We start from the raw sequence: 24,808 nt of genomic DNA, 5'->3' as shown, positions 1-24,808 counted from the left end.
ATCAAAAATATAAAATTTAATGGGCATACTTTCGTTTACGAATGTAATGTTGAAAAATAGCACATATTAACACTAAAATCAACGGTCCGGCGGTATTTACCAGCTGCCAGTACATTTTTTCATTCCGGATACGGGCGCGGCTAAGCAACCGCATTTTTATCTCTTTGGTACGCAGGGCAATCAGGCCAGAGTCGTCGGTCATGTAATCGGCAATGTTGAGCAGCAGGTTTTTATTACCAAAGGTTTGACGTGTATAATGGTCATATCCCAGCGGGTATGGCGAACCATCTGTAGCCACCTGGTTTTTAAAAACATCACCATCGCTTATCACAATCATTTTGGTAGGCTTGCTTTCAGGTTGAATAGTTACTTGTTCGGTTAAACCTTCGGGCAGGGGCCGGTTGCGCCAGTTGGATATAAATTTGCCTTCCAGCAATGCGCCAACGGTTTTTGGTGTACTTTGAAAATCTTTGGGATTAGGCTCCTGTTCCAATGCCTGTAACGATAGTATATGCGGGGCTGTTATCTTATTATTATAAGGCGATGAAGTGAGCAACACCGTTTTTTTAATGTTTTTGGTTTCGAGTAAATCAATAGTACTCACAAATTCGCTGCTGATGCCATCCAGATTTTTAACCACCGGGTGTTTTGACATGGGGATAAATACCGGGTAAAACAGCCAGGGCAGCATTTGTATCTGTGCCTGCCCGCCCATACTGCCGGTGCTTACCGGTATTTGCGAGCAGTTCATATCGGCAATCAAATCATAATTTATGCGAATGCCGTAACGGAAAAGCTGATCGTCGAGGTTTAATTGCTTGGGGAAAGCTAACTGCTCGCCGCCATGCCCGCGAAGGCTGTCCAACTCGGCATTTACCTGGTCAATTGTCCATATTACCCGGCCGCCACGCATGATATATTGATCGAGCTTGAATTTTTCCAGCTCGGTAAACTTTTTATCCGGTTTGGGGATCACCAGCAGTTTTATTTTCTGCAGGCTATCAAACGGAATACTATTCAGGTTAACGCGACCAACCTCGTATCCATCTGCGAGGGACTTCATGGCATCATTCAGCTGCAGATCGGTTAACTCGTTATGTCCTTCGGTAAAGCCAATTTGCGGTTTGCCGCCAGTGGTAGCTTTCTTTATAGCCGATGAAAACGCGTATTCAAGGTTTTGGATAGAGTTATTAAGCTGCTCTGTATAAGAAAGGCCAATCCTTGTTTGGATTAAATTAACTACTATCTCCTTATCGCCAGATTTTACAAGTGCTTCCGGAAATATTAATTTTTGAGACACTCCATCTTCAGTTTTCCAACTTTTTTCTTCTCCCAATATCCCCTTAAACGCCATGTCTTCATAGGTCTGTTTTTGTAATGCTGGAGAAAGATTTTTAAGAGAAGCTAACAAATCCACAAATTCAAATTGCAACCTGGCATGACTATATGATTTCAAATCAGCTAACATATCCTTTGTAGCATTTTGCAAGTGTTTCAAATCTCCAGGAAAACCGTTCCCTTGCAGGTAAACGGTAACCTTTACCGGCTCATTCAAACCATCCATAATCTGCCTGCTGATGGGCGATATAGTATATCGTTTTTCGGAAGTAAAATCAAAACGGGTAAAAGCAATGCCTGAAAGCAGGGCTATAAATACTAACCCGCCTATATATCCAAGCATAGTAGCAGTAAACAGCTTTCTTTTACGCTGGCTGCTAATTACAAACAGTGTAAGTCCGATGAATAAACCGGTAACAATAATAAAATAGGCCAGATCGCGGGTGTCGAGCACGCCACGGCTCACAGATTCATAGTGTTCTGTAATACCCAGGTTTTGCAGGCCAAGGTCCTGTAACGACAACAGTTGACTCAAAGAATCGAATCCGCTATAAAAAAAGAAACACAGGAAAACTGCTATGGTGAAAGCGATGATCTGGTTTTTGGTTACCGATGAGGCAAACAAACCAATAGCGGTAAAGGCCATCCCTAATAAAAACAAACCGATGTACGAGCCTATAACCGCGCCGGTATCAATATTACCCTGCGGCGTACCCAGTGTACTTACCGAAAAATAGTAAAACAGCGTAGGCAGCAAGGCGAAGAGCACCAGCAGTACACTTGCAAAATATTTGCCCAATACTATTTGCCAGTCGGTAAGGGGGCGGGTAAACAGGAGCTCAAACGTGCCCTCTTTTCGTTCCTCGGCCAGTGAGCGCATGGTAATGGCCGGTATCAGGAACATGAACAGGTAAGGCGCGGTGCTGAAAAGGCTTTCCAGCCCGGCATAACCATAATCTAAAATGCTCGAATCGGGGAATACCCATAAAAACAAACCCAGCACCAATAAAAATACACCTATAACCACGTAAGCCACCAGCGAACTGAGGTAGGAGTTTATTTCTTTTTTGAGGATGCTTAGCACTGCTTTTATCAGGTGTTGAGCGCCGAAATTACAATATTCCTGCGCCAAAGCAAAAGATCATTTAAGTAAAAAGCCCGGAGGCATTACCTGCAGGCTTTATTATAATTTACTTTTAGAAACGATAAGCCACCCGTGAGGCAGCCTGGCTTATAACACCACTGTTTGACCAGTTTTCATACCGGGCGCTCAATTCGAGGCCATTTTTGAACGTATAACCTGCACCACCCGACCACGCAAAAGCCGTATCATAATTGGCATTTGCCGATTTACTTTTAAGGGCGAATACAACACCGGCCTGGCCCTCTACAAAAAAGCCATTGCTAACATAATACTTAAGGCCAACTTTCATAGGTATAAAACTGGCGCCTGATTTAGGATCATCAAAGGCCCTCACCAGTCGCTTTTTTGCATCGGTAAATAATAAATAGCTATAACCTGCCGATGCGGTGAATAAAGTATTTGTAGCAATAGGCATTTCATATTGTACAGACGCGCCTGCGATGGCTTTTGAATAGGGTCTGATACCCCCTAAAGTTACACCGCCATCAAGCCCCGTGCTAAAATGAGCATGGTCTGCAGGTGAGGATGACGAAGATGATGTAGTTGTTGTTGTTTGGGCAAAGCTGCTCCAGGCTGTACCGCATACTGCGGCCAGTACCAATAAGGTTTTTTTCATGTTTAATGTTGTGTAAAGTTAAATTGACGGGAGAGCAGGGTACCACTACTTTTCCCGTTTGCAGTATTGACGTATATTTTTACCTGATATTATTTCTGATATACTTATTTAACACTTATTAACAACATTATTATAAATAGAAAAACCCGGAGATATTATCCCCGGGCCTTTACTTAAAAATTATTATTCTTAGAAACGGTAAGCTAAACGCAGGCCGATTTGGCTAACGGTGCCGTCATGTGACCAACCTTCGTAACGAACGCCTGCTTCAAAACCGCCGTCAAATGTATAGCCTATACCCGGTGAATAAGCAAATGCAGTACCTTCGCCGCTTTTGGTACCAAATGCAGCACCCAATTGCCCCTCAGCAAAGAAGCCCTGGTTTAAATAATATTTAATACCAGCTTTTACGGGAATAAAGCCGGCAGACTCCCCACCTATATCCTTAAATTCGCTTTTCGCTAAAAAAGAATTATAGCCAGCTGAAATGGTAAACATGGTACTCTCTGCAATAGGAAGCTCATATTTAAGAGAGCCCCCTATAACAAAGTTATAACCGTTTTTAATGTTACCAATTGGTAAGCCTGCTTCAACCCCTACACTGAATTTTGGCGCATCGGCTGGGCCGGATGATTGTGCGAAACTAGAGAACGCTGTGCCACCTACAATGGCTAAAACTAATAGTAATTTTTTCATAATGATTAGATTGTTGTGATTTTCAATAAAACATAACGGGCCCTTCCCGCAATGTGGTTTTGTTGAGCATATAGACGCCTGATATTGCAAAACGTTACATATATGCGCAATATTTTTTTTTAATAATATCGACACAATGAATCAATAGATGGAAATAAATAATCCCCCAAACGCTCATACGGGGCCTATCGCTTATTTAATACGGTAAATGATAATTAGGCTTGGCAAAGCCAACAGATTATTTTTAATATGGAAAATATTAATTACTCCCGGTAAGCGAGATAAATATCTGTTCCAGCGTGTTATTGTTATTTTTTTGGCGCAGGCCCTGCAGGGTATCATCGGCTGCTATTTTGCCTTTGTTAATAATAATTACCCTGTTGCAAACCGCCTCCACTTCCTGCATAATGTGGGTTGACAGGATGATGGTTTTGGTTTTACCCAGATCGAGGATCAACTGGCGGATACCGATCAGCTGGTTAGGGTCGAGCCCGGAGGTAGGTTCGTCCAGTATCAGTACGTCTGGGTTGTGCAGTATAGCCTGCGCCAGTCCTACCCTTTGGCGGTACCCTTTTGATAACTGCCCTATCTTTTTATGCTGCTCAGGCCCAAGGCCGGTTTGCTCAATAATGGTAGCAATGCGTTTTTCAGGCTCATGAATTTTGTGGATACCTGCAATAAAGCCCAACGACTCCTTTACATACATGTCCGGATAAAGTGGGTTACTTTCGGGCAGATAGCCTATGTGCCTGCGTACATCCAGCGGTTGTGCAATCACGTCAAATCCGCATACCGATGCCGTGCCCGACGTTTGCGGAATAAAGCAAGTGAGTATTTTCATGGTGGTCGACTTACCCGCTCCATTGGGTCCCAGGAAACCGAGCACCCCCGGTTCGGCGCTAAAGCTAATGCCGTCAACCGCCTTTTGCTGGCCGTAAAGTTTTGTTAATGCCTGTACCCGGATACTCATGCGGTAAAAATAGATTTTAGATATGAGATTTGAGAAAGAAATATCCGATGTCTTCAAAACCAGTTGAACCATACTACAATACAAGTAAAAAACACTATTTTAAAGGCATTAAATTTCAACATGGAAAAAGGTACTATTGCAGCCACCAACCTGCCTTCGGCAGCAGCAGCCGTGAATCCTCAAATACCTGCCGGCAGAATTGCTTCGGTTGATGTTTACCGGGGCCTGGTTATGCTGTTGATGATGGCAGAAGTATTATCTTTTCAAAATGTAGCAGCCGCGCTTCCCGACAATCAATTCTGGCAAATTTTAGCCTTTAACCAATCGCATGTGCCCTGGACATGGCTAAGTCTCCATGACATGATCCAGCCCTCTTTTACATTTTTGGTTGGTGTGGTACTTCCGTTTTCCATCGCCACCAGAAAAAACAAGGGTGCTACCTTCAATACACTCCTTAACCATACCTTGCGCCGGTCGCTGATCCTGATCTTCCTCGGCTTCTTTTTAAGGTCATTGGGTGCGGATGGTACTAATTTCACTTTTGAAGACACCCTTACGCAAATTGGTATGGGCTATACTTTTCTGGTAATGATAGGTTTTTGCCGACCAAAAGTGCAGCTTGGCGTATTGGTAATCATTTTGGTAGGATACTGGCTGGCGTTTGCCCTTTATCCCCTGCCCAAGGCCGGCTTTGATTATACAACGGCGGGCGTATCTCCCAACTGGGAACATAACCTGCATGGGTTTGCCGCCCATTGGAATAAAAATACAAACCTGGCCTGGGCCGCAGACCGCTGGTTCCTGAATTTATTTCCGCGCAGCAGCCCCTTCCTGTTTAATGGAGGCGGTTATTCAACCCTAAGCTTTATCCCCACCTTAGGTACCATGATATTAGGGCTATTGGCAGGTGGCGTTTTGAGGGATAGCCGGACAGATAAAGAAAAATTGAAATACTTTATTATCGCCGGGTTAATCCTCATGGCATTGGGATTAGTGTTACAGCTTACTAATATCAACCCTATTGTAAAAAGGATTTGGACACCCGCATGGGTGATTTTTAGCGGCGGAATATGTTTTGTCTTTCTGGCTTTCTGCTATTGGCTGGTTGACCTGAAACATTACAAAAAACCATTTTTCTTCCTCACGGTAATAGGCGCCAATTCTATTGCTGCCTATGTAATGGCCGACGGTGGCTTAAGGCGATATATCAGCGATAACCTGCATGTACATCTGGGGCAGCACTATGATCGGTTATTTGGAGTGGCTTACAGCACTATTGTGAGCGGTAGCCTGACGTTGCTCTGCCTGTGGCTCATACTTTACTGGATGTATAGGCGTAAAATATTTATCAGGGTGTGAGTAAAATATACCAAAAACTTTTCTCCGGTTGGATGCAGATTATGACCGCCAACCCTCTTTGCGCCGAAAGCGAAGGGAGGATGATTCAGCGAGGCGCAGATCGGGTGAGTCTTCTGCACGGGGTCACTCTGTAATGTTCGCGATAGCTTCGTTGCTCCTCCTCGCAATGACATAGTTTTCCTATTTTTCTTCCCGGTCAGCAGATAAGCTTTCGGGGTGAATAGTTTTTTTGCGTCGCTCAGAATTACCCCCTTATCTTTCAAAAACAACCGCATCAGCATTAGCGCCAAGCTTTGTTAAAATTTCGGTTAGTTCAGCAACCATGGCATCGGGGCCGCAAACATAAAAGTGCTTGCTGAAATCTTTCACTTCGGCCTTTAAAAACTCCTCATTAATACGGCGCTGGTCGTGCACACTATCTTTTTGATTGCTTATTACAAAATGGGCGTTTTCGCCCAGCATGCTTTTCAACTCATCGGCCAGGATAATATCCTCATCGGTTTTATTGGAGAAGAATAGTTTATTATCAGCCAAAACACCCTCGCGGTTAAGCTGCCTAAGTATCGCGATAAAGGGAGTAATGCCCGCGCCGCCGGCAATAAAGTATCCCGGGCCTTTATATTCAATGGTTCCCCAGGGTTCCCGCAGAATGAGCTCATCGCAAACGTTCAGCTCGCCAAGGTGATTGGTAACCCCTTCGTGGTCGGTATATATTTTAATGGTGAATTGCAGAAAATGGTCGTCGGTAAAATTGGTAAAGGTGAAAGGGTTCCTTTTATCGGCCCATTCCGGCTGATTGATAGATATTTCGGTTGCCTGCCCCGGTGTAAAGGTAAAATCATCGGGTTTTTCAATAATAAACTGCTTTACGTTGTGGGTAACGTTGTGTATATCCAATATTCTAACAATCTGTTCCATGGTTACTGCGATAATAATTGGTTTTTTAGTAGTAATTGAATAATAGGCCTTTTGGTTTTAACTAACGTAATTTAAGCATTATATTTTAGCTTTTATACCTTTATCCTTTCCCCTTTATCCTTTCCGCCTAAATTGTATCTTTGCAGCTATTATGAGCAAATCAACCGACGAACTTTTTAAAAATGTTATATCACATGCCAAAGAGTATGGCTTTGTTTTCCCTTCGAGCGAGATATATGATGGTTTAAGCGCTGTTTATGATTACGGACAATTTGGCGCCGAATTAAAGAACAACATCAAAACCTACTGGTGGAAAGCCATGGTGCAAATGAATGATAACATTGTCGGCATTGATTCGGCCATATTTATGCACCCTAAAATATGGAAGGCCAGCGGGCACGTTGATGGTTTCAGCGACCCGATGATCGATAATAAGGACTCCAAAAAACGTTACCGCGCCGATCAGCTGCTGGAAGATAAGATTGACCGTTACGATAAGGACGGAAAAACGGATAAAGCGGAGCAATTGCAGCACGACATGGACGAAGCGCTAAAAGCTGAAGACCTGCCGCGCCTGAAAGAACTGATCATTGAGCATGAAATAGCCGACCCTATAAGCGGTACCCGCAACTGGACCGACGTACGTCAGTTTAACCTGATGTTCAGCACCCAGATGGGCGCCGTTGCTGATGATGCCGATACCATATACCTGCGCCCTGAAACAGCCCAGGGTATTTTTGTAAACTACCTGAACGTACAAAAATCGGGCAGGATGAAAATTCCGTTCGGTATAGCGCAAATTGGTAAAGCATTCCGTAACGAGGTAATTGCGCGCCAGTTTATTATCCGTATGCGTGAGTTTGAACAAATGGAGATGCAATTCTTTGTTCGCCCGGGTACACAAAAAGAGTGGTTTAACCGGTGGAAAGAAACCCGGCTGAAATGGCACCTTGCCCTGGGTACCGATGCTGCCAAATACCGCTACCACGAACATACCAAGCTGGCACATTATGCCGATGCTGCTTATGATATTGAATTTGAATTTCCGTTTGGCTTTAAGGAAGTAGAAGGCATACACAGCCGCACGGATTTCGATTTGAGCCAGCACCAGCAGTACTCAGGTAAAAAAATGCAGTATTTTGATCCTGAACTTGATCCGGATACCAATAAGCCTTACGGAAACTATATTCCTTACGTAATTGAGACTTCCATTGGTTTAGACAGGATGTTCCTGCTCACCATGATCAATGCTTATGAAGAAGAAGACCTGAGCACCGAGGAGAAACAGGACAGCCGCACCGTACTGCGCCTGCACCCCTGCCTTGCCCCGGTTAAGGCCGCTATTTTCCCGCTTACCAAAAAAGATGGCTTGCCCGAAAAAGCACGCGAAATTATGGACCGCCTAAAAATCGATTTTAATATTCAGTACGAAGAAAAAGACGCTATTGGCAAACGCTACCGTCGGCAGGATGCCATCGGTACCCCATTCTGCATTACGGTTGACCACCAAACCCTGGAAGACAACACCGTTACCATCCGCCACCGCGACAGCATGGAGCAGGAACGTGTACCGGCCGATCAACTTGATAAGATCATTAGCGACTTTGTTAGCTGGAGAAACTTATTGAAGTAAAAATTGAAGCAATAATTGTTAAAATAGCAAAAAAGCCCGCAAAATTGTGGGCTTTTTTGCTATTTTAGGATAGTTTTGATGGCCTTTTTACCCTCTAAAAAGGAGGAATATTGACTATTAAAACAATTCCGTCTTTTACTCCTTAATGTTAAATCTAAATTCCCAGTCAATGCCTGCTGTTAAAGAGTACCCCTTTTATTTGAAAAATACTGTAATCCTGTTTGGGCTTATTTTGCTGGTTTACGTTTTCGCTCAATTAGCCGATGTATTGATACCGCTTGCATTTGCCGCTTTTATTGCGATTTTGCTGAACCCTATCTGTAACTGGCTGCTTAGCAAAAAGACACCTAAAATACTGGCTATTATTATCACCATGTTCATTGGGGCCGTGGCCCTGGCAGGGCTATTCTATTTCCTTTCTACACAAATCATTCAGTTCGGCGATTCGTTGCCTATGCTGCAGAAAAAGTTCGGGGAATTGTTTGTTACCGTTAAAGAATGGGTTGCCTCCACATTCAATTTATCTATCGAAAAGCAAAACCAAATGATCAAGGATGCTATGAATAACAGTCAGGCCCTGGTAGGCCGCACACTGGGCTCTGTGCTGGGAACATTCGGGTTAATATTTGTAGTACCAGTGTACGTCTTTTTAATCCTGTTTTACAAAACCCTGATCCTTAATTTCCTTTTCGAAATATTTTCTGAGGAAAATTCTAAACAGGTGGCTGAGGTGTTAAAGGAAACTAAAATGGCCATACAAAGCTATATACAAGGTTTATTAATAGAAATGGTTATTGTAGCCATACTCAATTCAACAGCCCTGATGCTGCTTGGTGTAAAGTATGGCATCCTGATAGGTGTTATCGGCGCTATATTGAACCTGCTACCTTATATTGGCGGTATTATTGCCATAGCGCTGCCTGTGCTCATGGCTACCGTTACTAAAGATGGTTATTCGACCCAATTAGGGGTTATTTTGGCTTATCTCATCATTCAGTTTATTGATAATAACATATTGGTACCCCGTATTGTATCATCCAAGGTGCAGATAAATGCGCTTATATCAATTGTAGTGGTGCTTTTGGGTAACATGTTGTGGGGATTATCGGGCATGTTCTTGTCTATACCGTTCATAGCAGTACTCAAGATCATTTTTGACCGTATAGATAACCTGAAACCCTGGGGTAAACTCCTTGGCGACACTGTACCAACCCAATATAAGGGGGAAATATGGGGGCGCAGGAAAAAAGCTGTATTGCCTCCTAAATAACTTTCATCCATTTAAAACCTCATCATAATATACAGATATAGCTATTTTGTATACAAAACTTCTGTGTATATAGCTAATTAGCCACGGCATTCATTTATAATAAAATATTCTTAGTATTTGATCATAATTACTGTAAACATTTTATTGTCAGCAAATTAAACAAATTCTCAAATGGAAAATAATTACATTAAACGATATTTTATTTCCAATGGCACACCTATTGTTGCTAATAATACTTATTAAATACACCAAAGGTTAAACATTAAAAAAAGACTATGAAAAAGTTTACACTATTAGCCATTCTGGCATGTATTGGATTTGGGTTTACCGCGAGCGCGCAAATTCAAAAAGGTAACGTTTTGATGGGAGGCGATATAGGCAACCTTTCACTGGGTTTAAACAGCCCAAGTACTTTCACTGCCGATATTACACCAAAAGCAGCGTGGTTTGTAAAAGATAACGTCGCGTTGGGTGCATACGGTCGTTTTGGCATCTCTACCGAAAAAGGTACCGGATCAGATGTAAGATATGGTATTGGCGCACTGGGCCGTTATTATACAGGGTCGGATGTTGAAGTATTAAAACACGGTCGCATATTTGGCGAAGCGAACGTTGGTCTTGGTGGTCAAAATCTGCGTGGCCCGGGCGGTTCAACAAATGGGCTGGAATTAGGTTTTGGGCCTGGATTTGCCTACTTTGTAACACCAAGCATAGGTTTGGAAGCGCTGTTAAAATACAACGGGGTTGTTGGTTTTGGCAGTTCAGCGTATCAGCACAGCCTTACGCTTAACTTCGGTTTCCAGATATATTTGCCAGGGCAAAGTACGGCCAATAAAGTAAAAAGCGACATGAAATAAATGTTCATTTTTCACGGGAAAGGCCAGGCGCTATGCACCTGGCCTTTTTAATTTCCACTCGTTTTAAGCCTGAAATATCAAATATTAATGACTTACCGGGTTATCGCCTTTGTTTAAAGTGCCGTTGATATACAATATCTGGTTCACTTTTTTAGGATCGCCCTGGTAAACCCAAACGATGTTGTTGATATACTTACGGAAAGCATCACTTACCTGTTCAAGCGTTAGTTTTTTAACATCATCAACCAGCGTTAACGAACGTCTCCAGTTATTAAATAACACTTCATTTGAGGCTATAGATGATGCCTGCGCACTGTTGGTTTCGTTTTTGTAATAAAAACCGGTAAGATAAGTAATCTTCATGTTGGCAACCTCGTCGGCTTTAAATCCTTCAGATTTAATTTTGTCAACCAGTTTATCAAATACGGCAATATATTTATCGGGCTGGGTTGTTGATACCGAAAACTTGGCAACTGATGTTTGTCCAACGCTAAACCACGCTTGTGGCGCATATGACAAACCATTATTGGTGCGTACATCTAAAAAATGGCGATTAGCAAAAATGCGCATGGCCACATTAAAGGCGTCAAAATCGGCTGTCCCCGGCTGTGGGCCGCTGGTAATGCCTTCTACATAGTTGGTAGCCAGATCTCTTGATTCGGCATTGAATGAATTTTTATATACCCTGAAGAATGATTTTTTAAACTCAAACGGCGCGCCTTGCTTAATGCCGCCCAACATAGCCTTAACTTTAGCTTCAATAACTGCTTTGTCTAAATCAGCCACTATCACAATCACCATACGTGATCTGGTCAATATTGATTGATAATAAGCTTTAGTTTCTTCGGGAGTTAGTTTAGAAACTATATCAACCGTACCATTTGGGTCTTTAGCATAATCGCGGTTTGCAAATGCGGTTTTATCAGCATATTTATCAATAGCGTTATCAGGCTGTGAATCAGCTTGTTTTATATTGTTTATCGCATCCTGTTTTATGCGGGCAAACTCTTTAGCATCAAACTTAGGCTGAGTTAACGCTTCCACATACAAAGGCCAAACCACATCAAAGTCGCCTTTAATGCAATTCATTCTTAAAACTGAATAATTTTTATTGCTGGTACCATAAACAGTAGCACTTACTTTGTCTAACTGGTCTTTAAAGCTGTTTTTATCGTGTTTTAACGTTCCGCACTCTGTGAGTGCGTTAATAGCCATTGATTCGATACCCATTTTTGCGGCACTGTAGTTTTGCACGCCGCCCTTTATAATAGTTTGTATCTCTACTATATCATTGCCGCTTGGCTGCACAATTACCTTCACACCATCAACAGTGGTTTCATAAGCTTTATTTTGTGCCTGTACTGTTTTTATATTTCCTATCGCCGCTGCAATCAGCAGGGTGAACACATATTTCTTCATCGTTGATAAGATTTAAATTTACTTAGCTACAAAAAATGAAGCTACATTTTGTTGTTTACTTAACTCTGGTGCTATAATAATACCTGCCGCGTAAGGCTTACCAATTATATAAGTGTTCAGATATTTTTGAATATCATCCCTTGTAATTTTCTGGTAATTACCATCAAGGTTAGTATAAAAATCAAGCGAGGTACTGCACCACTGGTAACTCATCTGGCTGGCCAATGAAGATGGCTTTTCCTTTTGATGGATACTGTTGCGCAGTAAAATAGCTTTGGCGTCCTTTAACTGATCGTCGGTAAAGTAATCGGGTTTGGCCCACTGGCTTACCTGGTTCATCAATTCATCGTAACATTCCTTTAGCTTATTGGGATTTGGTACAACAGTAACATCAACCGGACCAACATAACGGCTGGTGGTGTAGCTTACATAAACACCACTTGCCAGGCCCTTATCAACCAGTGCCTGTTGTAATTTAGATGAATTCAAACCCAATATGGTTGAAAACACATCAGCAGCGATAGTTGATGCCGAATCTGTTAAGTACGAAGGCCCCTGCCATGAGAGCTGCATATACGGCGTTTGCGCTATAGTGCTTTCTTTTACAAAATATTCGCTCTTAGTCAGTGGTTTAAATGGAGGTATAGGGTATTTTTCATGAGGATTAAAGCCACTGCTAGCCCAGTCGCCAAATATACTTTCGGCAAGGGCGAAGGCCGCATCGTGCTTTACGTCGCCGCAAATGGTAAGCAAGCTGTTATTAGGGAAATAATATTTATCCTTGATGATCATCATCTTCTCGGGCGTAGCCGTATTGATCACCTCATGAATCCCGATAGGATTTTTGCGGGTAATCAAATCGCCCCAAAGTTTTTGTTGTATACCATACCACAACTGGAAACCCGGATCGCTTTCGGCCCGCTGAAACTCGCCATCTACCACAGGGCGTTCCTTTTTCATATCCTCTTCACGGTATATTGGAAAACGGATGGCCGCATTCATAAACTTTAAACCGGCTTTAAGGCTGTCTCTGTCAAAGGTGAAAAAGTAATTAACCCTTTCCACATCGGTTGTACCGTTCCAGATGGCACCCAACTCCTGTGTACGTTTTAAAAAGGCTTCCTGATTTGGATAGTCTTTATTCGCCTTAAAAAACATGTGTTCAAAAAGATGCGACAGGCCGCTATATTCAGGCCCTTCCGTGTACGCACCGTTTTTTACAGCAATTTCAATGGTTGCCAGTGGCACCTTGCTGTTTTCAATAACTACAACTTCCAATCCGTTTGAAAGCTTTTTCCAGAAATAACCTTCCGGTAGGTGGGGTTGCGCAATTGCACAGCAAAAGCTAAATACCCCCGCAACACTTAGTGCTAAAATTTTGGTAAAGTTTCGGGTCATATACTTATAATATTTTAAACACTATAAATATATCGGTATATTCTATAAAACGTGAATGTTTTAATCCGCCTTAATTCGTTTTTTAGCACAGGATTAACCGTAAAGTGATTTTCGCACATTTACACCTCTGCCTGTTCACTATAAAAAGGTTAATAGTATTAAATACCCGATTTAATACTATTATAAGGTAAGCCCAAATCGTCGATAGAATATTGGGTTAGTACACTATCTTTTAAGGTACAATAATCGCCACGATGGGACACTACCCATTTTTCTACCCCATCTTTATTATCAAGCATCGGTACCGTTGCCGAAACTACTTTACCTGTGGAATCCAGCTCAATAATGTAAAGTTCTTTCTTAGGATCATTGGGTTCGGTAAAAGGAATAATAACAGTTTGGTTATTATCGTCAACGAACCGCCCCAGGATATTTTTCCCTTGTATTTCTTTGGGATTTAAAGCCAGTAGTTCCTTCGCCGCTTTATCAGATAAACCCTTAATTTTTAGTCGTACCACGTTTCCGTCGGCATCTTTCAGGGTATCCTGCATGGTTACCACAGCGGTATTGGGATACTTAGCTATAGCATAAAAATTATTCGCGGCAGTACTTTTATCGTTATGGCCTGGCAGCAAGTAGCAAAGCTGCAGGTTTGGCAATGCAGAGCTATCAGCCTTAATTTTAGAAGTGATGCTTAACAGGTCGGCCTGGCTTAAGCGACCGTTAATGTTAACGGTAAGCTTACTCGCCGTATCGCTTTTAACCACCCTTGATATGGTGTAATGCGGCACCTCTTTTTTTGTACAGCCAAAGGCCACCATCATTATTATAAAACAAAACAGAAAATTCTTCATACGCCGCAAAGTTAACCGTTGATTTGGATGATTGCGTTGATTATGCTGATTTTTTCTGGATTGGCTGTTTTGATTGATCATCCGAATCACGAAAAAAATTTGTTTTACCTGATTAGTGTAACTGTTCCGTTTTGACGTGCACTTTTACCATCGGGCATATTATAGGTAGCAATCCAATAATAAACACCAAAAGGAACCTGATTGCCTTTTTCCGTACCATCCCATCCGTTATAGATACTTTGAGACTGAAACATCAGGCTACCCCAACGATTATATATATAAAGCTTAAAGTTAAGCGGGTTACTTTCCTGGTTGGGCCTGAAAAGATCATTTATGCCATCTCCGTTAGGCGTAAAAGCATTAGGAAACACTACAGGTTCGCATTTATCCTGCGTTACATTAACATCGATCTCATCTAAAATACAATCCTGCTGGTTAAGTATTGTAAAGTGATTAGCACCCGGAGTTAAGCCTTTAATAGTTTCACTTATTGAAAAAAAGCCATTGTTGTGCCTTACTTTCACTGCACCTTCGCCATTTCCATTTACACTAAACTTTATTTCGCCAAGCAGTGTGCATACGGCTGCTTTAACTTTATAAGTTAAGTGAGGTTTATTTAAAGTAAAATCAGGAACCGTTACCTGCTGTTCTTTATGATCACCGCCCGATGAACTAACTGTCACCGTATAAGTGCCGGGTGTTAAAAAATTAAATATCCCGGTATTATTACTCACGTTATTTAAGGTATAGGTATAGGTGTCCGGATGATTTTGGGTAATTACTTTCACACTGGCTTGTCCGTAAGCATTACATTCAGCCTGCACCTCTACATTATTAATAATTATTGGCGGGCAATCATCCTGCTGCAGGATATAATCTTTTTCATCGGCTATGCATCCGTTTGGCCTTAAAATGGTGAAGTGGTAACTCCCTGGATTTAAACCGTTAAAAGTATGGTCAAAGCCAAAAACCTGGCCATTGTATCTTATTTTGTAGGATGTGTTAGCTGCACCGGCATCGAGTTTAATAGAACCTTTAATATCGCACAATGGATTAATCGTAATAAAAGTTACTGTTGGACTATTGTTTGAATAATCAGGTACTACGACATCCTCACTAATAGGTTCTTCGATACCATCTGATGATACAGTTAAGACATAATTACCAGGAAACAGATTATCAAAAACGCCCGTAGTATTAGTTATCCCATTTAAAGTGTATTTGTAATTAGCGGCATGAGGAGCAGTAGATACTTTTACATTTCCACGATTGAAAATATCACATTCTGGCTGGATGAGTATATTGGTAATGGATATTTGAGGGCAGTAACCCTGCGTTAGTGTATAATCCTTTTCATCAGTAACGCAGCCATTTTCATTAAGTATGGTAAAATGGTATGTACCTGCTAACAAATCAGTAAAGGTATGATCAAAATCATATATCTGATCATTAAACCTAATACGGTGTGTGGCACTTGCTGTTCCTGCACTAAGCTTAATATTTCCCTTAATCGAGCAAACAGGATTTTTTATTTCGGGAATTATAACCGGATTACCAATACTATAATCAGGGACGTTAAAATTAACCGGATTGGGGGGTTCCGTACCATTTGACCTAATAGTCACTGTATAATTACCAGGACTTAAGTTATCGAAAATACCTGTTTGATTAATTTGCCCCGTGTTTAAAGTATATTTGTAATTATTGATATGTGGCTTAGCAACAATCTCAACTCGACCTTTATTAAACACATCACATTCCTGACTTATTTTTACATGATCAATCTCGATATACTTCACAGCACCTGCTTCCGAATCACTTGCGGCATCCAGAGTTTGATACGGTAAAACACCTACAATTGCTTTAATAACCCTTTTCTGCATATCAAGTTCATAAATTTGCCTTACAGGATATTCAGTAAAAGCATATACCTTAATAACACCGTTTACTGATGTGGCTGTTAAACTGTAAATGCTTTCATTGGGTATAGATACCCAAAGTTTACTAAGCGCAACATTTGCTAAATTTATTTTAGCTATACCCTCAGCTGCAGCCATATATAGTTCGTTATTATAAAACACCAGATCCCCCTGTGCCGTATAAGGCATAGCTCCTATAAAAACATTTTTTTTGTTAGTTGGATTAAATGAATACAATAGGTTACCTCTTGCGTAGTATAAAATACCTTGTTTGTCAACAGTAAGTGCATTGCCAAAATCAGCAGCCCCTAAAAAAGTACAATTGGTAATTGTAGGAGAATCTCCCCCCGTTATATCACCAACGAACATCGAAGAAGCATTACTATAATATAGCTTATTGCCCAATATGGCTATCGAAAAAAAATCATTGGCCCCACACCCTCCAACTGATACCGATACGGGACCATTTGGAGTTAAGGTAACACGTTGCAGAGGAACGCCGTATGCTGCAACATAAAATTGCTGCCCATATCCTTTAACAAAAGAAAAAAAGACTAATATAAATACAAGAAGTGCTCCCTTTTTAAAAGGGAATGTAATAAGGTAAGGCAAGGGTTAAATATTATGTGGTAAATATAATTATTACCTCATTGGTCCCTAATATTTTCAACCAATTAAAAATATTTTCAACCAATTAAATATATATATATAATCGATTACTTTTTAAATAATGCCGTGCAGGGCGGCGCCCTTTGCTCCCATTTTATCAACCGATTTTTCAACTTCGGGATCTTTTTCTAATACGGGGGCGTGGTGCGGCTTTATACGGGCATCGATAATAAGTGGCCCGGTACATCCCCAATGCTTATGCTCGGTAAAGCTGCCAATGCCATAAATATCGTGCGATGGGTTACTGCGGGTAAAGGTTACCCAAACAAAATTATTTACGTTTTCGGCAGCGAAGCCTGCATCATCACATAGCACAATTAACGCAAGGCCATTCAGATCATCTTCTTCTTCCTTAAGCCGGTATTCTATAATGCTTACAATGTTATCAATATCCTTATGGTTTATATGTTTCGGAACCTCTACCATGAGCACACCGGGCAGGGCTATTTTGTAATTGTTAACCGGCCTCGGCAAATCAAACCATGATGGTAGTTCAGCCCATAATTCGCGTTTAATATCACCGGCAACGGTAATAGCAACTTTGCTGCCCGAATTTAGTCCGCTGCCGCTGTAATCAAGTGTGTCAATGGTGGTACGGGTATAAAAATGCAGATCGCGGGTAAAATCAACCCGTTGCAGGATATGATTTAAAAATACCGGGATGTTATTTACATCTAAACTTTGGTCGTCTTCTTTAGCGGCAATTAACAGGTATTTTGCCAAACTCAGCTGGCTCTTACCTAATATATGATTGGCAATGGTCAGTATCTCCTGTGGCTTGCGCTCCTGGATATAAGGCGTATAACGTTCGCTACCTATGGCAAATAACAATGGGTGCACACCGGCCGCATCAACAGCATTAACGGCATGTAAGCCAGGTATCTCTTTTGGAATAGCTGCCCCGCTGATTTCATGAATAAGCGCCCCAAAACTTGTATCTTCCTGCGGCGGGCGACCAACTACCGTGAATGACCATACCGCATCTTTACGGTGATAAACATTATGAACTTTTAACAGCGGAAAAGGGTGTATCAGACTGTAATAACCCAGATGATCGCCAAAAGGCCCCTCGGGCTTATTGTCATGAGGCATTACTGTTCCGGTAATCACAAAATCAGCATCTGCCGAAATGCAAAAACCTTCATCGTCATAAAAATAGCGAAAGCGCCGGTTACCCAGGGCCCCGGCAAATGTCATTTCTGACAGGCCTTCAGGCAGAGGCATTACTGCCGCAACCGGGTGCGACGGCGGGCCGCCCACAAATATGCTCACCTTTAAGGGCAATCCCCTGGCATTTGCTTTTGTTTGATGTACGCCAATACCGCGATGTATTTGATAATGCAAGCCAATTTCCTGATTTAAAATATAATCATTGCCGGCCAGTTGTATTCGATACATGCCCAGATTGGCATTCATAATACCGGGTTTATCTGCATCTTCGGTATATACCTGTGGCATAGTTACAAAAGGGCCGCCATCCATTGGCCAATTCACTATTTGTGGGATATCGCTTATTTTGCAACGCCCAAAATTAACCGGAGCGCCGGCTCTACTCTTCATAGGTAGTGCCGATAGGGCTGTAAGGCCTACATTTGCATATTTAAACGGATGTTTTATGGCCTTAAGGGGGTCGTTCTTGAGTTCAACCAATGTTTTAATCTTGTCGAGCGTATCTCTGAAAATAAACTTAGACCGCTCAAGCGTACCAAATAAATTAGATATCGCCGGGAATTTACTGCCCTTAATATTTTCAAAAAGTATGGCCGGGCCCTGGTTTTCAAATACGCGCAAATGAATCGCGGCCATTTGCAAGTAAGGATCAACTTCGTCCTTAATGCGTACCAGGTGACCATTCTTTTCAAGATCGGCAATACAAGCCTGTAAACTTTTATAACCCATGCACGAAAGTAAGAATATTTGATTTATCAGGTTACGGATGATGCTGGTTCATTAGTATAATTGACATATAACAGATATGCTTGCCGGTTAATACATCCGTCCGAAGCCGGTTTTGTTTATTAAAGACCAATAAACTACTGAACAGGTAAACCAATGAACAAATTATTGCTACTTTAGCAATTCAAGTTGGCTGTTAATGATGTCGGTGATTGTATTTACGCTTATCATATTTATAGGCTCGTATTTCGCGGGCTTATTGGGTTCATTAACGGGCTTAGGCGGTGGTTTTGTTATTATTCCGCTGTTAACTTTGGTATTAAGGGTTGACATTCATTACGCTATTGGCGCATCACTCGTTTCGGTTATCGCTACCTCATCAGGCTCTGCAGCCGCATATGTAAAAGAAGGTATTACCAATATAAGGCTGGGCATGTTCCTGGAGATTGCCACTACCGCGGGTGCAATGGTAGGCGCCTTAATAGCCGTTTATATACCAACAAATTTCATAGCTATTTTATTTGGTATAATCCTTATTATGTCGGCCATTCTTTCATTAGTTAAAAAAGCAGAACAAATAAACCAGGAAAAAAATAAGCTGGCCGAAAAATTAAAACTGAATAGCAGTTATCCAACCGTTAACGGGGCAGTAACCTACAGTGTAAAAAATGTTGGTGGTGGCTTTTTCATGATGCTTTTTGCCGGTGTTATATCAGGATTGCTGGGCATAGGGTCGGGAGCCTTAAAAGTATTGGCTATGGATACCGTTATGCGTATTCCCTTCAAAGTATCAACAACAACCAGTAATTTTATGATAGGCGTTACTGCAGCAGCCAGTGCGGTTGTTTACCTGCAGCGTGGTTATATTGACCCGGGCTTGTCAATGCCAGTGGCTATAGGTGTTTTATTTGGCGCATTAAGCGGGTCGAAAATATTGGTGCACGCCACTTCATCAGGCTGGTTGCGATGGGTATTTGCTGTTGTAGTAACCTTCCTGGCATCGCAAATGATATATAACGGCTTTATTGGAAAAATATAATTAGTGTTCACTGGTGTCGTTAATTAATTGGTGAGTGATATGAATAAAAACATGATTATTAATTAACCCAAATAACGCTAATGAACAAGAACTTTAAAGATACTGATATGCAGATAGTTATCGGGTGGATATTACGCCTTGGTGTATTGCTGTCCATGATCATTATTTTTATTGGTGGTGTAATTTACTTGTACAGGCACGGACATACACCAGCTAACTATGCTACTTTTAATGGCATCCCCGATTTTGTTCACAATGCTTCCGGAATATTCAATGGCATTATTGCCTTAAGAGGACGAGCCATTATACAGGCAGGCATAGTTTTATTAATTGCTACGCCAGTAGTAAGGGTAGTATTTTCTGCCATCGGATTTTTACTCGAGAAAGACTATCTATACACCGGTATTACGCTGTTTGTTTTACTTATTATTACAGCAAGCATGCTTAGTGGTCATGCAGGTTAAATATTTTTAAAACAATTTTCACTTTGCATATATTATAATATTGTATGCAAAGGCGTATGGTAGAGTCATCGGCATTAAATAGCTTAGGCTATGATCCCTCGGCCAAAATTTTAGAAGTAGAATTCAGGGATAGCGGCGGAGTGTGGCAATACTTTGGCTTTACGTCAAGGGCCTACAAAAAATTCATGAATTCCGAATCATTGGGCCACTATTTTGTCACCAAAATTAAAGGCAGGTATCCGGAGCTTCGCATTATGTAACTAAATATTATTGGTTGCCGGTTCTTCTTACCTCATCATCGCTACCGGTATTATGTTTACTGGCCGATTTAATTGATGATTTTCCAAAACGATAGGTAAAATTAAGCATCACTCTGCGGGTTTCTCTTTTATTTAGACCGGAGAGGTCAACATTCTGATATAGTATCCTGTATCGTTCGCGATCGGTATTAAAAATATCAATAACGTTCAATTTTAAGCTGCCCCGCTTATTAAAAATTTGTTTACTAATACCCGCGTTCACAGTATAGCTTTGCCTGATCTGGTTAACACCATACAAGGTTGGGGACTCGTACCTTCCGGAGAGCTCGGCTAAAATGGTACTGTTCAGTGTAAAATTCTGTGTAGTATTAAAAATAATATCCTGCATCCCTTTGTTAAAATTTCCATTTACCGCGTAAGCAACGTAACGCTGATACGAGGCATCCAGGTTAAAGCTGGCATTCCACCAGCTATTAAACTGTACGGGGGCGTAAAAAGTAGCCCCGTAAACGAATATCCTGCCAAAATTTCTACGAATGGTTATATTAACTTTAGAGGAATCATTTTGCTCATATACCGGAAAATCATAAGCATCATTAGTAACATTATAATACAATGTGCTTATAAAGGTATCGTTATAGGTATGTGATAATTGTACAGCGCTGGTGTACTCTGGTTTTAGATTGGGGTTACCAGACACATAATCATAAAGATCAGTATAATATAAAAATGAATTAATATCCTGGTAGTCCGGCCGGTGTATGCCCCGGTTATAGCTTAAGCTAAATGCATTTTTTTTATTAAGCTGATAATTTAGCTGTGCCTGCGGAAATAAGTTAAAGTAACTATTTTGGTTTGTTACAGATGGCGCTCCCGCTATACCTATTGAGCGCCCCTTTGAATTTGTTTTTTCGGCCCGTAAGCCGGCGGTAATATCAAACTTCCCTATTTTATTAATATAATTTAAGTAACCCGCGCTTACAATTTCGGTATATATAAAGCGATTGGTATAATTAGGATCAGCCTGGTAAACACTATTCACCAACGGGCCAAATATCAAATTATTATTACTTTGTATATGGTTATATTTTACTCCTGTTTCCAGCCTTGCCGTTTTTGACAAAGGGTTTACATAATCTATTTTTGAAGTCCAGATACGAATATCTGAAGGGGAAAGATTCTCCAGTTGCAACGAATCGCGATATCGGGCACCTGTAGGGGTATAAAAATTATTGGTTATATACTCGTCCGAGTGGCGATTATATGTTGAATAGTTCACATCGGCCGACAGATTTTTACCGCTCTTATCAAGCAGCCCATTATAATTGATATTGTAATTTAAAAAACTGGTGCCCCGATCAAGGTCAGACTTAGCGATAATCACCGAATCGAGCCTGTTCTGATTTGATATTTTCAAATTATTATCCTTCAGAAAGTCATCTTGCCGAAAAATGCCGCTTACCAAAAAACCAATGGTTTGCTTGGGAGATATAGCGTAGTCGGCCCCCAATTTAAAGTTGTGTATAAATGATTTTTGAATATTATTATAATCAACATTATAATTACTTAAAGTATCATTATACTTAATATTTCTGTTGGTGTTAATGTAGCGATTAGTTTTATTACCTTCAAAAGTGTAATTGCCAAATACATTGAGCTTATCAGTACGGTTATTAAAAATAACACCGGCCCGGCTTTTATAATATTTTCCATAACCTGCTCCGGCAGTAAAAGTTCCGTTGGTACCTATATTGGTTCCCTTTTTTTGTATAATATTTATAATGCCACCACCCGATGCATCATATTTTGCCGATGGGCTGGTAATCATCTCTATCTGATCAATATTATTGCTTTGCATACCGCGCAGCAAATTTACCAGGTCATCTCCGGTTAAGTTTGTAGGTTTTCCGTCAATAGTTATCAAAGCAGGCTGCCGGCCACTGATAATCAGGGCGTCGTTGCCGCTGTTTACATGCACTCCCGGCGATTGCCTCAGCACATCGTACACTGAATTTCCCTCAGCAGTTATGCTGGTTTGCATGTTAAGGACTATTTTTCCGGGTTTTACTTCAATATAGGGCCTTCGCGCTACCACTTTAATCTCTTGCAACTGGTTGTTAATTAGTTTCAGGAACATGTTTGGGGCAATTACACTTTGGCCATTCAAAACTTTATATGGTCCTGAATAAACTTTGTTGCAGCCTATGCTTGTAGCTAAAAGCAGATAAGTATCGGCAGTGATACCGGTAAAGTCAAACACGCCGTTTTTGTTGGCCAGGCTTGATCTTACCACTGATGAGTCGGCAGCTTTGAGTAAAACAACAGTAGCAGCCTCAGCAGCTTCATTATTTTCCATCAAAACTTTACCCTGAATTGCCGAAGGTTTTGTTTGCGCAAATGAAAAACAACACATCCCAGTCAAAAGCACTGAGAACAAGCTCCCGAATAAAACCCTCATTAATAGTTAGTATAGAAAAACTTATATTTTCCGATTTGAAATTGTAACGCAATATAGTAACAATATATAGAAAACAAATAAATACGTATTGACAATTTACGATATATAATAATAACTGTTAACCCGACCTTAATTTATTTAATTCGGCATTTATATATGTATAAAACGCCATGATGCATTTGTAAATTCAATTAAAGCAAAAGCAATCAATTTTATTTAATTTCGGCCCAACGGATCACTGTATCATTTTGAGAGCCATAAATATGAAGAAATTAAGCCTTTTTATCCTTACCATCTGCTTTGCAACAAAAATAAATGCCCAGTCAGAACCGGCTAATTATATTACCGCTTTAAACAAGTTTAAACAATTGTACAACAATAACCAGCCCGATAGCATCTACAATATGTTTAGCCCTGAAATGAAGGCCGCCCTACCTGCCGATAATTTCAAGAGTACCACTATACAATTAAAAGAACAGCTTGGCAATTTAGTGGATGCCGATTTCATGAAATATGAGGCTCCACTTGCCTATTACAAAGCTACTTTTCAGAAAAACACCTTTTTATTGAACCTATCCGTAAACTCAAAAAACCAATTTACAGGTTTGCTTTTAAAACCTTACCAGGCGCCTGCAAAAACTACCGAGTCAGCTGTTTCAACTTTACCAACTGATCCCTCAATAACAGAATCACCGGTATCATTAAAAACCTTATCGGGCTCCATAGCTGGAACACTGGCCATGCCTAAAAATGTCAACGGCAAAATACCTGTTGTTATGATTATTGCGGGCTCAGGCCCAACCGACCGCGATGGTAATAGCCCTAAACTGGGGCTATCTGCCAATACATATAAGATGATAGCCAATGAATTGGGTAAAAATGGTTTTGCTTCGTTGCGTTATGACAAGCGCCTTGTTGGCCAGAGCGTAAGTTCAACCAAAGAAAGTGAGCTGCGCTTTGAAGATTATATTGAGGACGCGGTTGGTCTGATTAATTTATTGAATGACGACCAGCGATTTTCAAAGATCATCATATTGGGTCATAGCGAAGGCTCGTTAATAGGCATGATGGCCGCTTATGAGCAACCCATAAAAGCATTTATATCTGTAGCTGGCGCAGGCGACTCGGCCGATAAAATCATGACCGAACAAATGAAATCGCAGCCACAATGGATTGCTGATGGTTTTAACCGAATGCTCGATAGCCTAAAACGAGGTAAAACAACAGATAACATTGATCCGGCCTTGTATTCAGTTGCCAGGCCAAGCGTACAAAAGTACCTGATGTCCTGGTTTAGATATAATCCCACTCGCGAAATCAAAAAAATAAAGATCCCCATTTTAATTGTACAGGGCACTACCGACCTTCAGGTTACCGTTGCTGATGCCGACAAATTAAAGAAAGCAAAGTCAGACGCCGTGCTTGCCATAATACCCGGCATGAACCACGTTTTAAAAGAGGCACCTGCAGATAAGGCTGCGAATATAGCTACCTATAATCAACCCGACCTGCCACTTAAACCCGAGTTTGTAAAAGCCCTTATAAGCTTCTTAAACAAGGAAAAATAGCACAAGAAATATAATCAAATAAAAACAGACCAGGAGCAGAACAATTGAATAATCTCCTAATGG

Annotated in this window: 19 protein-coding genes; 8 read left to right on the top strand and 11 right to left on the bottom strand. The window is 41.0% G+C overall.

Translation table 11 applies throughout. The features are described 5' to 3' along the window. Positions 1-16: 16 nt before the first annotated feature. The 4 genes from gldG to SNE25_RS08095 all read right to left on the bottom strand — a co-directional run bounded on the left by gldG (position 17) and on the right by SNE25_RS08095 (position 4,764). Complete coding sequence (gene gldG / locus SNE25_RS08110) at positions 17-2,470, bottom strand: gliding motility-associated ABC transporter substrate-binding protein GldG (protein ID WP_321564596.1); 2,454 nt, start codon at positions 2,468-2,470, stop codon at positions 17-19. A 64-nt stretch (positions 2,471-2,534) separates the two neighbouring features. Beyond that, entirely contained in the window at positions 2,535-3,098 is a 564-nt protein-coding gene (locus tag SNE25_RS08105) for a hypothetical protein (protein ID WP_321564595.1), read from the bottom strand. Positions 3,099-3,287: 189 nt separating this feature from the next. Next, entirely contained in the window at positions 3,288-3,794 is a 507-nt protein-coding gene (locus SNE25_RS08100; protein WP_321564594.1) for an outer membrane beta-barrel protein, read from the bottom strand. Between the two features lie 259 nt (positions 3,795-4,053). Then, complete coding sequence (locus SNE25_RS08095) at positions 4,054-4,764, bottom strand: ATP-binding cassette domain-containing protein (RefSeq protein WP_321564593.1); 711 nt, start codon at positions 4,762-4,764, stop codon at positions 4,054-4,056. 120 nt (positions 4,765-4,884) lie between these two features. Between SNE25_RS08095 and SNE25_RS08090 the strand changes: the two genes are divergently transcribed. After that, complete coding sequence (locus SNE25_RS08090) at positions 4,885-6,123, top strand: acyltransferase family protein (protein WP_321564592.1); 1,239 nt, start codon at positions 4,885-4,887, stop codon at positions 6,121-6,123. A 252-nt stretch (positions 6,124-6,375) separates the two neighbouring features. Here SNE25_RS08090 and SNE25_RS08085 read toward each other — a convergent pair whose 3' ends face one another. After that, complete coding sequence (locus SNE25_RS08085) at positions 6,376-7,041, bottom strand: FAD-binding oxidoreductase (protein WP_321564591.1); 666 nt, start codon at positions 7,039-7,041, stop codon at positions 6,376-6,378. A 151-nt stretch (positions 7,042-7,192) separates the two neighbouring features. On the opposite strand from SNE25_RS08085, the gene SNE25_RS08080 reads away from it, so the two are divergent. From SNE25_RS08080 to SNE25_RS08070, 3 genes are all read left to right on the top strand, one after another. Further along, the gene (locus SNE25_RS08080) at positions 7,193-8,674 is read left to right on the top strand and encodes a glycine--tRNA ligase (protein WP_321564590.1); all 1,482 of its coding nucleotides are present in this window, start codon (positions 7,193-7,195) and stop codon (positions 8,672-8,674) included. A gap of 169 nt (positions 8,675-8,843) precedes the next feature. Then, positions 8,844-9,944 (top strand): AI-2E family transporter, encoded by a 1,101-nt coding sequence (locus SNE25_RS08075; protein WP_321564589.1) that lies wholly within the window; start codon positions 8,844-8,846, stop codon positions 9,942-9,944. A 275-nt stretch (positions 9,945-10,219) separates the two neighbouring features. Then, positions 10,220-10,801, top strand: coding sequence for a hypothetical protein (locus tag SNE25_RS08070; RefSeq protein WP_321564588.1), 582 nt, complete (start codon positions 10,220-10,222; stop codon positions 10,799-10,801). An 84-nt stretch (positions 10,802-10,885) separates the two neighbouring features. On the opposite strand, the gene SNE25_RS08065 is transcribed toward SNE25_RS08070, so the two are convergent. The 5 genes from SNE25_RS08065 to SNE25_RS08045 form a co-directional block, all read right to left on the bottom strand. Then, complete coding sequence (locus SNE25_RS08065) at positions 10,886-12,220, bottom strand: M16 family metallopeptidase (RefSeq protein WP_321564587.1); 1,335 nt, start codon at positions 12,218-12,220, stop codon at positions 10,886-10,888. A gap of 18 nt (positions 12,221-12,238) precedes the next feature. Then, positions 12,239-13,618 carry a M16 family metallopeptidase gene (locus tag SNE25_RS08060; RefSeq protein ID WP_321564586.1) on the bottom strand — a complete coding sequence of 460 codons (1,380 nt, stop codon included), beginning with the start codon at positions 13,616-13,618 and terminating at the stop codon, positions 12,239-12,241. A gap of 158 nt (positions 13,619-13,776) precedes the next feature. Continuing rightward, complete coding sequence (locus SNE25_RS08055) at positions 13,777-14,472, bottom strand: hypothetical protein (RefSeq protein ID WP_321564585.1); 696 nt, start codon at positions 14,470-14,472, stop codon at positions 13,777-13,779. Between the two features lie 104 nt (positions 14,473-14,576). Continuing rightward, the gene (locus SNE25_RS08050; RefSeq protein ID WP_321564584.1) at positions 14,577-17,003 is read right to left on the bottom strand and encodes a T9SS type B sorting domain-containing protein; all 2,427 of its coding nucleotides are present in this window, start codon (positions 17,001-17,003) and stop codon (positions 14,577-14,579) included. 111 nt (positions 17,004-17,114) lie between these two features. Continuing rightward, positions 17,115-18,959 carry a UbiD family decarboxylase gene (locus tag SNE25_RS08045; protein ID WP_321564583.1) on the bottom strand — a complete coding sequence of 615 codons (1,845 nt, stop codon included), beginning with the start codon at positions 18,957-18,959 and terminating at the stop codon, positions 17,115-17,117. A gap of 199 nt (positions 18,960-19,158) precedes the next feature. On the opposite strand from SNE25_RS08045, the gene SNE25_RS08040 reads away from it, so the two are divergent. The 3 genes from SNE25_RS08040 to SNE25_RS08030 all read left to right on the top strand — a co-directional run bounded on the left by SNE25_RS08040 (position 19,159) and on the right by SNE25_RS08030 (position 20,719). Beyond that, positions 19,159-19,995 (top strand): sulfite exporter TauE/SafE family protein, encoded by an 837-nt coding sequence (locus SNE25_RS08040; RefSeq protein ID WP_321566212.1) that lies wholly within the window; start codon positions 19,159-19,161, stop codon positions 19,993-19,995. Positions 19,996-20,075: 80 nt separating this feature from the next. Continuing rightward, positions 20,076-20,459: a DUF1634 domain-containing protein gene (locus SNE25_RS08035; RefSeq protein ID WP_321564582.1), complete on the top strand. Its 384-nt coding sequence runs from the start codon at positions 20,076-20,078 to the stop codon at positions 20,457-20,459. Between the two features lie 44 nt (positions 20,460-20,503). Next, positions 20,504-20,719, top strand: coding sequence for a KTSC domain-containing protein (locus SNE25_RS08030; protein ID WP_321564581.1), 216 nt, complete (start codon positions 20,504-20,506; stop codon positions 20,717-20,719). 7 nt (positions 20,720-20,726) lie between these two features. On the opposite strand, the gene SNE25_RS08025 is transcribed toward SNE25_RS08030, so the two are convergent. Further along, positions 20,727-23,075 (bottom strand): TonB-dependent receptor, encoded by a 2,349-nt coding sequence (locus SNE25_RS08025; protein ID WP_321564580.1) that lies wholly within the window; start codon positions 23,073-23,075, stop codon positions 20,727-20,729. Positions 23,076-23,440: 365 nt separating this feature from the next. Here SNE25_RS08025 and SNE25_RS08020 point away from each other — a divergent pair, with 365 nt between their 5' ends. Then, entirely contained in the window at positions 23,441-24,745 is a 1,305-nt protein-coding gene (locus SNE25_RS08020; protein ID WP_321564579.1) for an alpha/beta fold hydrolase, read from the top strand. Positions 24,746-24,808: the final 63 nt, after the last annotated feature.

The sequence above is a fragment of the Mucilaginibacter sabulilitoris genome (assembly GCF_034262375.1).
GTDB classification, from domain to species: domain Bacteria; phylum Bacteroidota; class Bacteroidia; order Sphingobacteriales; family Sphingobacteriaceae; genus Mucilaginibacter; species Mucilaginibacter sabulilitoris.
The sequence above is the reverse complement of the archived record's forward strand: the minus strand, read 5'-3'. Positions and strand labels throughout refer to the sequence as shown.

Excerpts from the sequence above, each read along its gene's own strand:
- SNE25_RS08105 (WP_321564595.1), bottom strand. The coding sequence starts at position 3,098 with ATGAAAAAAACCTTATTGGTACTGGCCGCAGTATGCGGTACAGCCTGG.
- SNE25_RS08100 (WP_321564594.1), bottom strand. The coding sequence starts at position 3,794 with ATGAAAAAATTACTATTAGTTTTAGCCATTGTAGGTGGCACAGCGTTC.
- SNE25_RS08095 (WP_321564593.1), bottom strand. The coding sequence starts at position 4,764 with ATGAGTATCCGGGTACAGGCATTAACAAAACTTTACGGCCAGCAAAAG.
- SNE25_RS08090 (WP_321564592.1), top strand. The coding sequence starts at position 4,885 with ATGGAAAAAGGTACTATTGCAGCCACCAACCTGCCTTCGGCAGCAGCA.
- SNE25_RS08085 (WP_321564591.1), bottom strand. The coding sequence starts at position 7,041 with ATGGAACAGATTGTTAGAATATTGGATATACACAACGTTACCCACAAC.
- SNE25_RS08080 (WP_321564590.1), top strand. The coding sequence starts at position 7,193 with ATGAGCAAATCAACCGACGAACTTTTTAAAAATGTTATATCACATGCC.
- SNE25_RS08075 (WP_321564589.1), top strand. The coding sequence starts at position 8,844 with ATGCCTGCTGTTAAAGAGTACCCCTTTTATTTGAAAAATACTGTAATC.
- SNE25_RS08070 (WP_321564588.1), top strand. The coding sequence starts at position 10,220 with ATGAAAAAGTTTACACTATTAGCCATTCTGGCATGTATTGGATTTGGG.
- SNE25_RS08065 (WP_321564587.1), bottom strand. The coding sequence starts at position 12,220 with ATGAAGAAATATGTGTTCACCCTGCTGATTGCAGCGGCGATAGGAAAT.
- SNE25_RS08060 (WP_321564586.1), bottom strand. The coding sequence starts at position 13,618 with ATGACCCGAAACTTTACCAAAATTTTAGCACTAAGTGTTGCGGGGGTA.
- SNE25_RS08055 (WP_321564585.1), bottom strand. The coding sequence starts at position 14,472 with ATGAAGAATTTTCTGTTTTGTTTTATAATAATGATGGTGGCCTTTGGC.
- SNE25_RS08045 (WP_321564583.1), bottom strand. The coding sequence starts at position 18,959 with ATGGGTTATAAAAGTTTACAGGCTTGTATTGCCGATCTTGAAAAGAAT.
- SNE25_RS08040 (WP_321566212.1), top strand. The coding sequence starts at position 19,159 with ATGTCGGTGATTGTATTTACGCTTATCATATTTATAGGCTCGTATTTC.
- SNE25_RS08035 (WP_321564582.1), top strand. The coding sequence starts at position 20,076 with ATGAACAAGAACTTTAAAGATACTGATATGCAGATAGTTATCGGGTGG.
- SNE25_RS08030 (WP_321564581.1), top strand. The coding sequence starts at position 20,504 with ATGCAAAGGCGTATGGTAGAGTCATCGGCATTAAATAGCTTAGGCTAT.
- SNE25_RS08025 (WP_321564580.1), bottom strand. The coding sequence starts at position 23,075 with ATGGAAAATAATGAAGCTGCTGAGGCTGCTACTGTTGTTTTACTCAAA.
- SNE25_RS08020 (WP_321564579.1), top strand. The coding sequence starts at position 23,441 with ATGAAGAAATTAAGCCTTTTTATCCTTACCATCTGCTTTGCAACAAAA.